This window comes from Variovorax sp. P4_D9 (assembly GCF_056401695.1).
In genome coordinates, this window is sequence record NZ_JBFUIU010000180.1 from 1 (window position 1) to 13,378 (window position 13,378).

At 67.1% G+C, this 13,378-nt stretch carries 11 protein-coding genes; 7 read left to right on the forward strand and 4 right to left on the reverse strand.

The window, feature by feature from the left end:
- The first annotated feature begins 213 nt into the window (after positions 1 to 213).
- From AC1DY5_RS20040 to AC1DY5_RS20055, 4 genes are read left to right on the forward strand one after another with little or no spacing between them, the layout of a single operon-like run.
- Complete coding sequence (locus tag AC1DY5_RS20040) at positions 214 to 1,536, forward strand: C4-dicarboxylate transporter DctA (RefSeq protein WP_478114125.1); 1,323 nt, start codon at positions 214 to 216, stop codon at positions 1,534 to 1,536.
- Between the two features lie 8 nt (positions 1,537 to 1,544).
- Positions 1,545 to 2,243 (forward strand): GntR family transcriptional regulator, encoded by a 699-nt coding sequence (locus tag AC1DY5_RS20045; RefSeq protein WP_478114126.1) that lies wholly within the window; start codon positions 1,545 to 1,547, stop codon positions 2,241 to 2,243.
- 50 nt (positions 2,244 to 2,293) lie between these two features.
- On the forward strand, positions 2,294 to 3,385 hold the full coding sequence (locus tag AC1DY5_RS20050; RefSeq protein WP_478114128.1) for an AI-2E family transporter: 1,092 nt from the start codon (positions 2,294 to 2,296) through the stop codon (positions 3,383 to 3,385).
- Complete coding sequence (locus tag AC1DY5_RS20055; protein WP_478114130.1) at positions 3,382 to 5,109, forward strand: peptidoglycan D,D-transpeptidase FtsI family protein; 1,728 nt, start codon at positions 3,382 to 3,384, stop codon at positions 5,107 to 5,109. Before AC1DY5_RS20050 ends, AC1DY5_RS20055 begins: the two co-directional genes overlap by 4 nt.
- Positions 5,110 to 5,383: 274 nt before the next feature.
- Here AC1DY5_RS20055 and AC1DY5_RS20060 read toward each other — a convergent pair whose 3' ends face one another.
- Positions 5,384 to 6,286, reverse strand: a complete 903-nt coding sequence (locus tag AC1DY5_RS20060) for a LysR family transcriptional regulator (protein WP_478114132.1) — start codon at positions 6,284 to 6,286, stop codon at positions 5,384 to 5,386.
- A 110-nt stretch (positions 6,287 to 6,396) separates the two neighbouring features.
- On the opposite strand from AC1DY5_RS20060, the gene gcl reads away from it, so the two are divergent.
- The 3 genes from gcl (at position 6,397) to AC1DY5_RS20075 (ending at position 9,978) form a co-directional block, all read left to right on the forward strand.
- Positions 6,397 to 8,190 carry a glyoxylate carboligase gene (gene gcl, locus AC1DY5_RS20065; protein WP_478114134.1) on the forward strand — a complete coding sequence of 598 codons (1,794 nt, stop codon included), beginning with the start codon at positions 6,397 to 6,399 and terminating at the stop codon, positions 8,188 to 8,190.
- Between the two features lie 82 nt (positions 8,191 to 8,272).
- Entirely contained in the window at positions 8,273 to 9,052 is a 780-nt protein-coding gene (gene hyi / locus AC1DY5_RS20070; protein WP_478114136.1) for a hydroxypyruvate isomerase, read from the forward strand.
- Between the two features lie 26 nt (positions 9,053 to 9,078).
- Entirely contained in the window at positions 9,079 to 9,978 is a 900-nt protein-coding gene (locus AC1DY5_RS20075) for a 2-hydroxy-3-oxopropionate reductase (protein ID WP_478114138.1), read from the forward strand.
- Here the strand turns inward: AC1DY5_RS20075 and AC1DY5_RS20080 are convergent.
- From AC1DY5_RS20080 to AC1DY5_RS20090, 3 genes are all read right to left on the reverse strand, one after another.
- Positions 9,975 to 10,877 carry a LysR family transcriptional regulator gene (locus AC1DY5_RS20080; protein ID WP_478114140.1) on the reverse strand — a complete coding sequence of 301 codons (903 nt, stop codon included), beginning with the start codon at positions 10,875 to 10,877 and terminating at the stop codon, positions 9,975 to 9,977. The two genes, AC1DY5_RS20075 and AC1DY5_RS20080, sit on opposite strands and share 4 nt — an antisense overlap.
- Before the next feature lie 7 nt (positions 10,878 to 10,884).
- Positions 10,885 to 12,177 carry a M20/M25/M40 family metallo-hydrolase gene (locus AC1DY5_RS20085; RefSeq protein ID WP_478114142.1) on the reverse strand — a complete coding sequence of 431 codons (1,293 nt, stop codon included), beginning with the start codon at positions 12,175 to 12,177 and terminating at the stop codon, positions 10,885 to 10,887.
- Between the two features lie 26 nt (positions 12,178 to 12,203).
- Positions 12,204 to 13,378, reverse strand: a 1,175-nt coding sequence (locus tag AC1DY5_RS20090; protein WP_478114144.1) for a DNA polymerase, incomplete at its 5' end; no start/stop codon positions are given.

Sequence of the window (13,378 nt, forward strand, 5' to 3'; positions counted from 1 at the left end):
GTCAACGAACAGAGCGTCCCGGTGTAACTCATGCAGGGGTGCGGATTCAGCCCCGCTCGCTGCGTGGCAGAGGGAGCGGTGACCGAACTGCTGTTGCCGGGTGAGTGCCCACTCACCCGGGAATACCCTCAGAGCATTTCCCGAAATCTTGCCTACATTGCTTGTATGCAAGACACCGTGAAGCTTGCATGCAAACCATTACGGGGAATTTCCATGCCACGTTTCGCCAAATCGCTCTTCGGTCAGGTGGTCATCGCGCTGGTACTCGGCGTCGTGGCGGGCCTGTTCTTCCCGGACTTCGCCGTCAAGCTCAAGCCGCTGGGCGACGGCTTCATCAAACTGATCAAGATGATCATCCCGGTGCTGGTCTTCTGCGTCGTGGTGCACGGCATCGCGGGCGCCGGCGACCTGCGGCGGGTCGGCCGCGTCGGCGTCAAGGCGCTGATCTACTTCGAGGTCCTGACCACCGTCGCGCTAGCGCTCGGCCTGGTGCTGGCCTTCGTCTTCCAGCCCGGCGTCGGCATGAACGTCGACCCCTCCAAGCTCGACCCGTCGGCCATGAGCGCCTACGCCTCGAACGCCGACAAGCTCACCAGCGGCGGCACGGTCGACTTCCTCATGAAGCTGATCCCGACCACCGTGGTCAACGCCTTCGCAACTGGCGACGTGCTGCAGGTGCTGCTGTTCGCGGTGCTGTTCGGCTGCGCCCTGACCCTGCTCGGCGAACGCGGCCGGCCGGTCGCGGTGGTGGTCGACGCGCTGTCGCTGGTGCTGTTCAAGATCATGGGCATCATCATCAAGCTGGCGCCGCTGGGCGTGCTCGGCGCGATCGCCTTCACGGTCGGCCAGTACGGCATCGGCTCGCTCAAGCAGCTGGGCATGCTGGTGGCACTGTTCTACGCGGCGGTGCTGCTCTTCGTCTTCGTGGTGCTCGGGCTGGTGATGCGCCTGTCGGGCTTCAGCCTGGTCAAGTTGCTGCGCTACCTGCGCGAAGAACTCACCATCGTCTTCGCCACCACCTCGTCCGACAGCGTGCTGCCGCAGATCATGGCCAAGCTGCGCCACATGGGCATCCGCGACTCGACGGTGGGACTCGTGATCCCGACCGGCTACTCGTTCAACCTCGACGCCTTCTCGATCTACATCACGCTGGCCGCGGTGTTCATCGCCCAGGCCACCAACACGCCGATCTCGATGGCCGACCTGCTGACCATTCTGGCGATCGCGCTGGTCACTTCCAAAGGCGCGCACGGCGTGCCGGGCTCCGCCATCGTCGTGCTGGCCGCGACGCTGCACGCCATCCCTGCGATCCCTGCCATCGGCCTGGTGCTGGTGCTGTCGGTCGACTGGTTCATGGGCATCGCCCGCGCGCTCGGCAACCTGATCGGCAACTGCGTCGCCACCGTCGCGATCGCCGCCTGGGAAGGCGACATTGACCGGGAGCGCGCCCACGCGGTGCTGAACGGCACCCACTCGCCCGAGGACGAGCCGCTGGCCGAACCCGGTTCGCCGGTCGCCATCTCTTCGGCCCATTGAGACAGCCGATGACCGACGTCACGCCCACCCATATTGCGGAGCGCGTGGTGGAAGCGATCCTGGCGCAGAAGCTGGCGCCTGGCGAACGCCTCGGCGAACAGGCACTGGCCGAGAACTTCGGCGTCAGTCGCACCATGGTGCGCGAGGCCCTGATGCAATTGCAGGCGCGTGGCTTCGTCGAGGTGCAGTCGCGCCGCGGCTGGTACGTGGTCAAGCCTTCGGCCGACGAGGCGCGCGATGCCTTCGCGGCCCGCCGCATCGTCGAGGCCGGCATCCTGGCCGAGGCCGGACGGCCGCTCTCAAAGGTGATCCGCAAGCTGCGCGAACACATCGCCGACGAGAAGCGCGCCATCGCCGGCGCCGATGCCGCCACCCGGGCCTTCCTGCTGGCCGATTTCCACGTCTGCCTGGCCGACCAGATGGGCCACCGGCTGCTGTGCGACGTGCTGCGCGACCTGACCGCGCGCACCACGCTGGCCGCCACCCTCTTCCAGTCCCGGCACGAGGCGGCCGAGTCCTGCGCCGAGCACGCGGCGATCGTGGCCGCGCTCGAAGCCGGCGACACGCCGCACGCCCGGCAGTTGATGCTGGACCACATCGGCAACGTCGAGCAGGCGCTGCAGGTCGAGGTCCAGGCCGCCCCCGATGCCGACGAACGGCTGCGCACCACCCTGGCGCCCGTGGTCTTGCCTCGCGGCCTCCGCTGACACGTTTCGACCTGCCGGCGGGGGCTGTTTCGGCTAAAGTCGACGCGCCTATGAATTCAYCAGCCCTGCAGCGCGGCACGTTCCTCTTTCTGCTTGCGGTCGTCACGGTTGCCTTCGGCTGGATCCTGTTCCCCTTCTTCGGTGCCGTGATGTGGGGCGTCGCCCTGGCCATACTGTTCACCCCGATCTACCGGCGGCTGGTCAGGAAAATGGGAGGCCGGCGCAACCTGGCCGCCATCACCACGCTGCTGATGGCGATGGTGGTGGTGATCATTCCGCTGGTCGCGGTCAGCGCCTCGCTGGTCGACGAGGTGTCGCTGCTGGCGCACAAGATCCGTTCCGGCGACATCAGTTTCGCGAGCTACTTCCAGCAGGTCGTGAACGCCATCCCGCGCTGGGCGCTGAACCTGCTCGACCGCTTCGGCCTGGGCGACGTCGAGGGCCTGATCAAGCAAGTGTCGCAGACCGCCGCCCGCGGCAGCCAGGCGATCGCCACGCATGCGGTCGCAATCGGCCAGAACACCTTCGAATTCATCATCAGCTTCGGCCTCATGCTGTACCTGCTCTTCTTCCTGCTGCGCGACGGCGCGGAGCTGTCGAAGACGGTGCGCGCGGCCCTGCCGCTGGCCAAGCCGCACACGCACCACCTGCTGAACAAGTTCACCACTGTGATCCGCGCCAMCATCAAGGGCAACATCGCGGTCGCAGCGGCGCAGGGACTGATCGGCGGCGTGACCTTCTCGCTGATGGGGCTGCAGGGTTCGCTGCTGTGGGGCGTGCTGATGGCCTTCCTGTCGCTGCTGCCAGCGATCGGCGCCGCGCTGATCTGGGGCCCGGTGGCGATCTATTTCCTGGCCGTCGGCGCGCTGGGCAAAGGCCTCGGGCTGATCTTCGTCGGCGTCTTCGTGATCGGCCTGGTCGACAACATCCTGCGGCCGCTGCTGGTCGGCAAGGACACCCAGATGCCCGACTACATCGTGCTGATGTCGACCATCGGCGGGATCGCGCTGTTCGGCATCAACGGCTTCGTGATCGGGCCCGTGATCGCGGCGCTGTTCATGGCGGCCTGGGATCTTTTCGCCTCTTCCGACGAGGTCGATGACAACGCTCCCCCGCTGCGCCGAGGAAAACCCGGTCCATGAATCGAAACGCCCACAGCGTGCGCTACGCCACCAGTCCCCTGCTCGCCAGCAAGACCCCCGTCTGGCGCAGCAAGTTCATCGTCGCCGGCATCGCCCTGGGCTTCGCCGTGCTGGCCGGCCGCGCGGTCTACGTGCAGGTGCTCGACAACGAGTTCTTCCAGCACCAGGGCGAGGTGCGCTTCGCCCGCACCCTCGAGCTGCCGGCGAGCCGCGGCCATATCCTCGACCRCAACGGCCTGATCCTGGCCTCGGACATTCCGGCACCAAGCATCTGGGCCATCCCCGAGGACGTGGCCCGGGATGATCCTGCGACAGCGCCCAAGATCAGGAAGCTGGCCGAACTGCTCGGCATGCCGCAGGCGGAGGTCTCGCGCAAGCTGGCGGAGGACAAGAGCTTCGTCTGGCTCAAGCGCCAGGTCGACGACCCGGTCGCCAAGCAGATCGCCGCGCTCGACATCAAGGGCATCTACCAGCGCCGCGAATACAAGCGTCAGTACCCCGAGGGCGAGGCGGCCGCCCACGTGGCCGGCTTCACCAATGTCGAGGATGTCGGCCAGGAAGGCATCGAGCTGGCCTTCGACAAGGAGCTGTCGGGCAAGGCCGGCTCGCGCCGCGTGATCAAGAACCGGCTCGGCGCCATCGTCGAGGACCTGGGCGAGCAGGTGCCGCCGGTCGACGGCCAGGACATCCAGCTGAGCCTGGACGACCGGGTGCAGGCGGTCGCCTACGAAAAGCTGCGCGACGCGGTGGTCGCGAACAAGGCGCGGGCGGGCAGTGCGATGGTGGTCAACGCCGAGACCGGCGAACTGCTGGCGATGGCCAACTATCCGAGCTACGACCCCAACGATCGCCGCAAGCTCACCGGCGAGCAGCTGCGCAACCGGGCCATGACCGACACTTTCGAGCCGGGTTCGACGATGAAGCCGATCACGGTCGCCACYGCGCTGCAGCTGGGCCGCATCACGCCGCAGACCGTGATCGACACCAACCCCGGCCACATCACCGTGGCCGGCGCGACGATTCACGACGACGAGAACTTCGGCGTGCTGACCACCGAGACCGTGATCCAGAAATCGAGCAACGTCGGCGCCACCAAGATCTCGCAGCGCATGACGCCCAAGGAGATGTGGGATGCCTACACCTCGCTGGGCTTTGGGCAGAAGCCGCAAACGCCGTTCCCGGGCGCGGTCAGCGGCCGGCTGCGGCCCTGGAAATCATGGCGGCCGATCGAACAGGCGACGATGTCCTATGGCTACGGCCTGTCGGCCTCGCTGTTCCAGATCGCCCATGCCTACACCGCATTCGCCAACGGCGGCAAGGTGATCCCGATCACGATACTGAAGAGCCACGAGGCGCCGGTCGGGGTGCCGGTGTTCTCGCAACAGGTCGCGGCCCAGGTCCGGGAGATGATGCACATGGCGGCCGCGCCCGGTGGCACGGCGCCGCTGGCGCAGACCGAGGGCTACTCGGTCGGCGGCAAGACCGGCACCGCCCACAAGCAGGTCGGCAAGGGCTACGCGAGCAACAAGTACCGCGCCTGGTACACCGGCATGTCGCCGATCGACAAGCCGCGCATCATCGTCGCCGTGATGATCGACGAGCCGAGCGCCGGCAAGTACTTCGGCGGCCTGGTGGCGGCGCCGGTGTTCAGCGCGGTGGTGCAGCAGACCTTGCGGATCCTCAACGTACTGCCCGATCTTCCGGTGGCGTCGCAGGCGCATTGAATGTTGCTCGCCCCCAGGTTGTCCCGCACTTCGTGTCGGGACGCGCCCACCCCCTACTGGGGGCAACACCAGCGGCCCGGCAAAGCCGGTTCCTGGGTGTTTCACCAACGGGCCTGGCTGCGCCGGCCACTACAAAACGACGCCCTGTCCTCGGCGGCGGCGCGCAGCGCACGCCTGTTCGTGGGCAGCCGCGGAACCGGCTTYGCCGGGCCGCTGACCGCGCCCCCGGTAGGGGGTGGGCGGCTACATGCAGTGAGCCAACCTGGGGGCGAGCCTATCCACTCCACCACTGCTCGCCGAACCGCCCCTGCAGAAAGGCGACGAAGCTGGACACCTTGCCCGGCACCAGCTTGGGCGACGGAAACACCGCATGGATTTCCTGCTCGGCGAGCGCGTGGTCGGCCAGCACCTCCACCACCTGCCCTGAAGCGAGCGAATCGCTTGCCACGTAGCGCGGCATCAGCGCGATGCCCAGGCCGGCACGAGCGGCGGCCAGCACGGCCGACACGTTGTTGGAGCGCAGCCGGCCCGACACCGGCACCGTGACCGGCTCGCCCTTCGGCGTGTGCAGGTGCCAGACATCGTCGCCGACCACGCTGCTATAGATCAGCGCCACGTGGGCGCTCAGGTCCTGCGCCTTCTTCGGCGTGCCGTGCTCGCGCAGATAGGCCGGCGCGGCCACCATGACCCAGGGATTCATGCCGAGGAAACGCGCGCCCAGCGACGAATCGGCCAGCTTGCCCATCCGGATCGCGACGTCGATGCCCTGCGCCACCAGGTCGACATAGCGGTCCTCGAAACTGAGGTCGACCTGCACCTGCGGATGCCGCGCCATGAATTCCAGCGCCAGCGGCACCACGACCCGACGACCGAAGGCGGTCGAGGTGCCGATGCGCAGCAGACCCTGGGCCTGCGACTGCCGCAGCTTGACGATGTTCTCGGCCTCCTCGGCCTCGCGCACGATGGACTTGCACTTCTCGTAATAGAGCGCGCCCGATTCCGTCAGGCTGACGCCGCGCGTATTGCGGTTGAGCAGCCGCGCCTTCAGGCGCGCCTCGGTCGCCGCGACCTGCTTGGTCACGGTGGGCTGGGTGGTGTTGAACTCGCGCGCCGCCTTGGAGAAGCTACCGGTCTCCACCACGCGCACGAACATTTCCATCGCCAACAGTCGGTCCATCCGCACATGCTACTCACTTATTCCAGCCTGGAATAGGCTTTATGGCCGTGCGCCATCTTCTGCCCGAGGCGCCGAATTCCTACAGTCGAGTCCAACCCAAGGAGACTCGCATGACAAAGATGACCGCGGCCCAAGCCGCCGTGCTCGTGATGGAAAAGGAAGGCGTGACGCAGGCCTTCGGCGTCCCCGGCGCCGCCATCAATCCGTTGTACTCGGCGCTGCGCAAGCAGGGCAGCATCGCCCACATCCTGGCGCGCCACGTCGAGGGCGCCTCGCACATGGCCGAGGGCTACACCCGTGCGGTGGCCGGCAACATCGGCGTCTGCATCGGCACCTCGGGCCCGGCCGGCACCGACATGATCACGGGGCTGTATTCAGCCTGGGCCGATTCGATCCCGATTCTCTGCATCACCGGCCAGGCACCGCGCGCCCGGCTCTACAAGGAAGACTTCCAGGCGGTCGACATCGAGTCGATCTCCAAGCCGGTCACCAAGTGGTCGGTCACGGTGCGCGAGCCGGGCCAGGTGYCGCAGGTCTTCCAGCAGGCCTTCCACCTGATGCGCTCGGGCCGCCCCGGGCCGGTGCTGATCGACCTGCCCTTCGACGTCCAGATGGCGCAGATCGAGTTCGACATCGACAGCTACGAGCCGCTCGTGCCCTACAAGCCGGCCGCCACGCGGGCCCAGATCGAGAAGGCCATCGCGATGCTCAACGCGGCCGAGCGACCCTTGATCGTGGCCGGCGGCGGCGTCATCAATGCCGACGCCAGCGACCTGCTGGTGCGCTTCGCCGAAGCCACCGGGGTGCCGGTGATCCCGACCCTGATGGCCTGGGGCGCGATCCCCGACGACCATCCGCTGATGGCCGGCATGTGCGGCCTGCAGACCAGCCACCGCTATGGCAACGCGACGATGCTGGCGTCGGACTTCGTGCTCGGCATCGGCAACCGCTGGGCCAATCGCCACACCGGCTCGGTCGAGGTCTATACCAAGGGCCGCACCTTCGTCCACGTCGACATCGAGCCGACCCAGATCGGCCGCGTCTTCACGCCCGATTTCGGCATCGTCTCGGACGCCAAGGCGGCACTCGAGCTCTTCGTGCAGGTGGCCGAGGAAATGAAGGCCACGGGCCAGCTGCCCGACCGCGGCGAATGGGCCGGCGAGTGCCGCGGGCGCAAGAAGACCATGCTGCGCAAGACCAACTTCAGCGACGTGCCGATGAAGCCGCAGCGCGTGTACCAGTGCATGAACAACAACTTCAGCCACGACACCTGCTACGTCAGCACCATCGGGCTGTCGCAGATCGCGGCGGCGCAGTTCCTGCATGTCTACAACTCGCGCCACTGGATCAACTGCGGCCAGGCCGGGCCGCTGGGCTGGACCATTCCCGCCGCTCTGGGCGTGCGCGCAGCCGACCCGACGCGCAAGATCGTCGCGCTCTCGGGCGACTACGACTTCCAGTTCATGATCGAGGAGCTCGCCGTGGGGGCCCAGTTCAAGCTGCCCTACATCCACATCGTGGTCAACAACTCCTACCTCGGGCTGATCCGCCAGGCGCAGCGCGGATTCGAGATGGACTACTGCGTGCAGCTCGGCTTCGACAACATCAACGCCGCCGAAGACGCCGGTGTTGAGCGCAGTTACGGCGTCGACCACATGAAGGTGGTCGAGGGCCTCGGCTGCAAGGCGATCCGCGTCTACAAGCAGGAACAGATGACGCCGGCGATCCAGCGTGCCGAAGCGCTCATGGCCGAGTTCAAGGTGCCGGTGGTGATTGAGGTGATGCTCGAGCGCGTGACCAACATCGCGATGGGCACCGAGATCGACGCCATCAACGAATTCGAGGCGCTGGCCGAAAGCACCGAAGACGCGCCGACGGCCATCGCGGCCTCAATGCTCGACTGATTGATTCCTGAAACCTTGCGGGACAGACCAAGAAACTGCGCAGCAGTTTTTGCTCTGTCCTCAACTGACCAAAGAGACACACATGCCCAAATTCGCAGCCAACTTGACGATGCTGTTCAACGAGTTGCCCTTCATGCAGCGCTTCGAGGCCGCCGCCAAGGCCGGCTTCAAGGCCGTCGAATACCTGTTCCCCTACGCCTACGACAAGAAGGAGCTGGCCGCCGCGCTGCGCGACAACGGTCTCGCGCAAGTGCTGCACAACCTGCCGGCCGGCAACTGGGAGGCCGGCGAGCGCGGCATCGGCTGCCACCCGGACCGCGTGGCCGAGTTCCGCGAATGCGTGACGCGCGCCATCGACTACGCCACGGCCCTGGGATGCCCGCAGGTCAACTGCCTGCTCGGCAAGCTGCCCGAGGGAGTGACGCATGCGGATGCACGCAAGGTCGTGGTCGACAACCTGCGCTTCGCGTCGAAGGAGTTGCTGGGTGCCGGCATCCGGCTGCTGATCGAGCCGATCAACACCTTCGACATTCCGGGCTTCTACCTGAGCCGGACCGACCAGGCGCTGGCCCTGCTCGACGAGGTCGGCTCGCCCAACCTGCGCGTGCAGTACGACATCTACCACGCGCAGCGCATGGAAGGCGAACTCGGCAACACGCTGACGCAGAACATCGCCCGCATCGGTCACATCCAGCTGGCCGACAACCCCGGGCGCGGCGAGCCGGGCACGGGCGAGATCAACTACCCGTGGCTCTTCAAGCACATCGATTCGCTGGGCTACGCAGGCTGGATCGGCTGCGAGTACAAGCCGCGCGCCAGCACGCTCGACGGCCTCGGCTGGCGCACCGCCCTCACGCAATGACGACATCAAGGAAAGAACTCAGGCACATGTCCAACTCCACGCAAAAGATCGGTTTCATCGGCCTCGGCATCATGGGCGCGCCGATGGCGGGCCACCTGCTCGATGCCGGCCACACGCTGTTCGTCAACACCCGCGGCGAGGTGCCGGAGCCCTTCGCCTCGCGCGCCACGGTCTGCGCCAACGGCAGCGAGGTCGCGCGGCAGTCCGACATCGTCTTCGTCATGGTGCCCGACACGCCGGACGTCGAGAAGGTGCTGTTCGGCGAGGGCGGCGTCGCGGCGGGCCTCTCCAGAGGCAAGACCGTGGTCGACTGCAGCTCGATCGACCCGATCGCGACCAAGGCCTTCGCGGCCAGGATCGCGGCGCTCGGCTGCGGCTACGTCGACGCCCCGGTTTCGGGCGGCGAGGTCGGCGCCAAGGCGGCCAACCTGACCATCATGTGCGGCGGCGACGAGGGCGACTTCGGCCGCGTCCGGCCGCTGCTCGAGAAGATGGGCAAGAACATCACGCTGGTCGGCGGCGTCGGCGACGGCCAGGTGTGCAAGGTGGCGAACCAGATCATCGTCGCGCTCAACATCGCCGCGGTCGGCGAGGCGCTGGTGTTCGCCTCAAAGGCCGGCGCCGATCCGGCCAAGGTGCGGCAGGCACTGATGGGCGGCTTCGCCTCGTCGCGCATCCTCGAGGTGCATGGGGAGCGGATGATCAAGCGCACTTTCGCGCCGGGCTTCCGCATCGCACTGCACCAGAAGGACCTGAACCTGGCGCTGCAGGGAGCGCGCTCGCTGGGGGTGGCGCTGCCGCAGACCGCGAGCGCGGCACAGCTCATGAACGCCTGCGCGGCACTGGGCCATGGCCAGGAAGACCATTCGGCGCTGGTGCGTGCGCTGGAGGCGATGGCACAGCATCCGGTGGCCGRCGAACTCTAGCTCATCTCCTCGATCGCCTCGCGCATGCAGCGCGTGATGCTGCGCACCGCCACCGAATCCGGCCGCCCGGCGAAGCGCAGGGCGCGGATCGGCACCGGGATGTGCGGCTCGAGGGTCAGCACATCGACCTTGCTGCGGTCCGCCGACCCCGCGGTGYAGCCATCGACCAGCGCCAAGCCCAGGCCATGGTGCGCCATCGCCAGCGCCGCATGGTAGGTCTGCACCGTGACCACCGCCTGCTGGAAGCCGACGCCGGCCTGGCGACAGGCCTGGCTCAGGCTGGTGCCCACCGGGTCGCGGCTGTCGAGGCCGACCACCGGCAGATTGACCAGGTCGTGTAGGGCCACCGAGCCGTTGCGCAGCAGCGCCCGCGGCAGCATGCCCTTGGGCGCGATGCAGACCATGCGGCTGTCGGCCAGCGCCTCCTGCGTCAGCGAGGGATGCACCGCCGGGCTGAAGGCGAAGCCGACATCAGCCTCCTGCAGCAGCAGCGCCGACATGATCTGCGGCGAATGCAGCGATTCGAGCGTTACCGCGATCGACGGGTGCTGCTCCCGAAAGCGCTTCAGCGCCCGCGGCAGCACCTCGTAGCTCAGCGCCAGCACGCTTAGGATGCGCAGCTCTCCGACATCGCTGGCCGTGCGCAGGTTGGCGGCCAATCGCTGCACTTCGTCGAGCTGCGCGAACAGCCGCTCGATGTGCGGATAGAGCGCCAGCGCTTCCGTGGTCGGCGTGAGCCGGCCCTTGGCACGCTGGAACAGCGGAAAGCCGAGCTGGATCTCGGCATGCTGCAGCGTGCGGCTGACCGCCGGCTGCGTGATGTTGATCAGCCGTGCCGCCGCGCTGACGCTGCCCGTGAGCATGATGGCGTTGAAGACCTCGATGTGGCGCAGCCGCATGGATCGCTCAGGGCGCGGCGCCTGCGACCTTGCCGCGCGAGATGTCCATGATCAGCTGCGCCGACAGGGTCAGCCGCGGCTCGATCGAATCGAGCAGCACGTACTCGGCGTCGGCCGAGTGGGCGCCGAAGCCCTGCAGGCCGAAGCGCTCGACCACCGCCGCCTTGGTCTTCAGCGCCGCGAACGCCGCATCGGTGCCGCCGCCGGCGACCTTGTCGTCCGCGCCCAGCTCCCGGCCCATCGACTTGTAGATTTGCTGCGCGTGCAGCGCCAGCGCGCGCGAGGCGTCGTTGGCCTCGAGCGGCGGACGGCGGCGCTCGAACTTCATCTCGACCTTGGCCTGCGGGATCAACTGTTTCTTCACGCGCTCCTGCACCTGCTGTTCGATGCGGTCGTAGTCGCTGACCTTGAGCACCCGCACGTCGGCGCCCGCCGTGGCGCTGGCCGGGATCACGTTGCGGTTGCTGCCCGCGCGCGAAATGGTCCAGTTCATCTTGAGACCGGTCGCCGGGTCCGACAGGTCGCGCATCTGCAGGATCTGGTGCGACAGTTCGTACAGCGCGTTCACGCCCTGCTCCGGCGCCGAGCCGGCGTGCGAGGCCTTGCCCGTGACATGCAGCGTGACCGAGGCGATGCCCGCGGTGGCCAGCGAGAGCTTGTCGCCCTGGATCGGGGCGCCTTCGTACGACATTACGACGTCGTGCTCGCCGCCCAGCCGCGTGATCAGTTGGCGCCCGCCGGGCGAACTGATCTCCTCGTCGCCATTGATCAGCACGGTCAGCGTGCCGTATTCCTTGAAGTCCATCGCCTTCAGCAGGGCCAGCGTGTGGGCGATCACCGCGATGCCCTGCTTGTCGTCGGCGATGCCCAGGCCATAGGCCTTGTCGCCATCGATGCGGAAGGGCTGATTGTTCAGCATCCCGATCTGGTAGACCGTGTCCATGTGGGCGATCAGCATGATCTTCTTCGTGCCCGAGCCCTTGAAGGTGGCGCGCATGACCTTGCCGATCTTCTCGGGCGTGTCCTCCATGCGGTAAGCATCGGCCGAGGGATCGATCAGCTCGACCTGGCCGCCGAGCGCGCGGAACTTGTCGGCGATCAGGTTGGCGATCTTGTCGAGTCCTTCGAGGTCGCGGCTGCCCGATTCGATCGAGACCAGCTGGTTCAGCGTCGCGAGCAGTGCGGGCTTTTCCTTGGCGGCCAAGGTGGCGATGCGCTCGTCGGGGGCGGCGAAGGCGCTGCCCATCCAGGCTGCGCAAGCGGCGCAAAGTGCGAAGGTGGCGAAAGTGGAGCGTTTCATTCGGTAGGTTTCTTCCTTGGACATGTTCAATGCGCCTTGTCCCAGTTGGGACCAAAGCCGATTTCCGCGAGCAGCGGCACCTTGAGGTCGGCCACGCCCGCCATCAGGCGCGGGATCTCGGTACGGACCCATTCGACCTCCTCGTCGGGCACCTCGAACACCAGTTCGTCGTGCACCTGCATGATCATCCTGGTGCCGCGCTGCTCGACGTCGAGCACCTGCTGCACCTTCACCATGCTGAGCTTGATCAGGTCGGCCGCGGTGCCCTGCATCGGCGCGTTGATGGCGGCCCGTTCGGCGCCGCCGCGGCGCGGGCCGTTGGGCGAGTTGATCTCGGGCAGGTAGAGCCGGCGGCCGAACACGGTCTCGACATAGCCCTTTTGCTTGGCCAGGGCCTTGGTCTCGTCCATGTAGACCTTCACGCCCGGGTAGCGCGCAAAGTAGCGCTCGATGTAGGAGGCCGCGGCCTTGGTCTCGATGCCGAGGTTGCGCGCCAGCCCGAAGCTGCTCATGCCGTAGATCAGCCCGAAGTTGATCACCTTGGCATAACGGCGCTGCTCGCTCGACACCTGGTCGACCGCCACGCCGAAGACCTCGGCCGCGGTGGCACGGTGCACGTCGATGCCCTCGGTGAAGGCGCGCAGCAGCGATTCGTCGCCGCTGATGTGGGCCATGATGCGCAGCTCGATCTGCGAGTAGTCGGAGCTCGCAATCACGCGCCCCGCGGGCGCCACGAAGGCCTCGCGTACACGCCGCCCCTCGGGCGTGCGGATCGGGATGTTCTGCAGGTTCGGCTCGTTGCTCGACAGCCGCCCGGTGACCGCCACCGCCTGCGCATAGTGCGTGTGGACGCGGCCGCTGCGCGGATTGGCCAGCAGGCCGAGCTTGTCGGTATAGGTGCCCTTGAGCTTGGAAAGCCCGCGATGCTCGAGGATCTTGGCCGGCAGCGGGAAATCCTCGGCCAGCTTCTCGAGCACTTCCTCGTCGGTGCTCGGGGCGCCGCTCGGGGTCTTCTTGACGACCGGCAGGCCCAGCTTGGTGAAGAACACCTCGCCGATCTGCTTCGGCGAGCCCAGGTTGAAGGGCTGGCCCGCGAGCTCGTAGGCCTCCTGCTCGAGCGCCATGATGCGCTTGCCGAGTTCGTTGCTCTGTGYCGCCAGCGTCGGCGCATCGATCAGCACGCCGTTGCGCTCGATGCGAT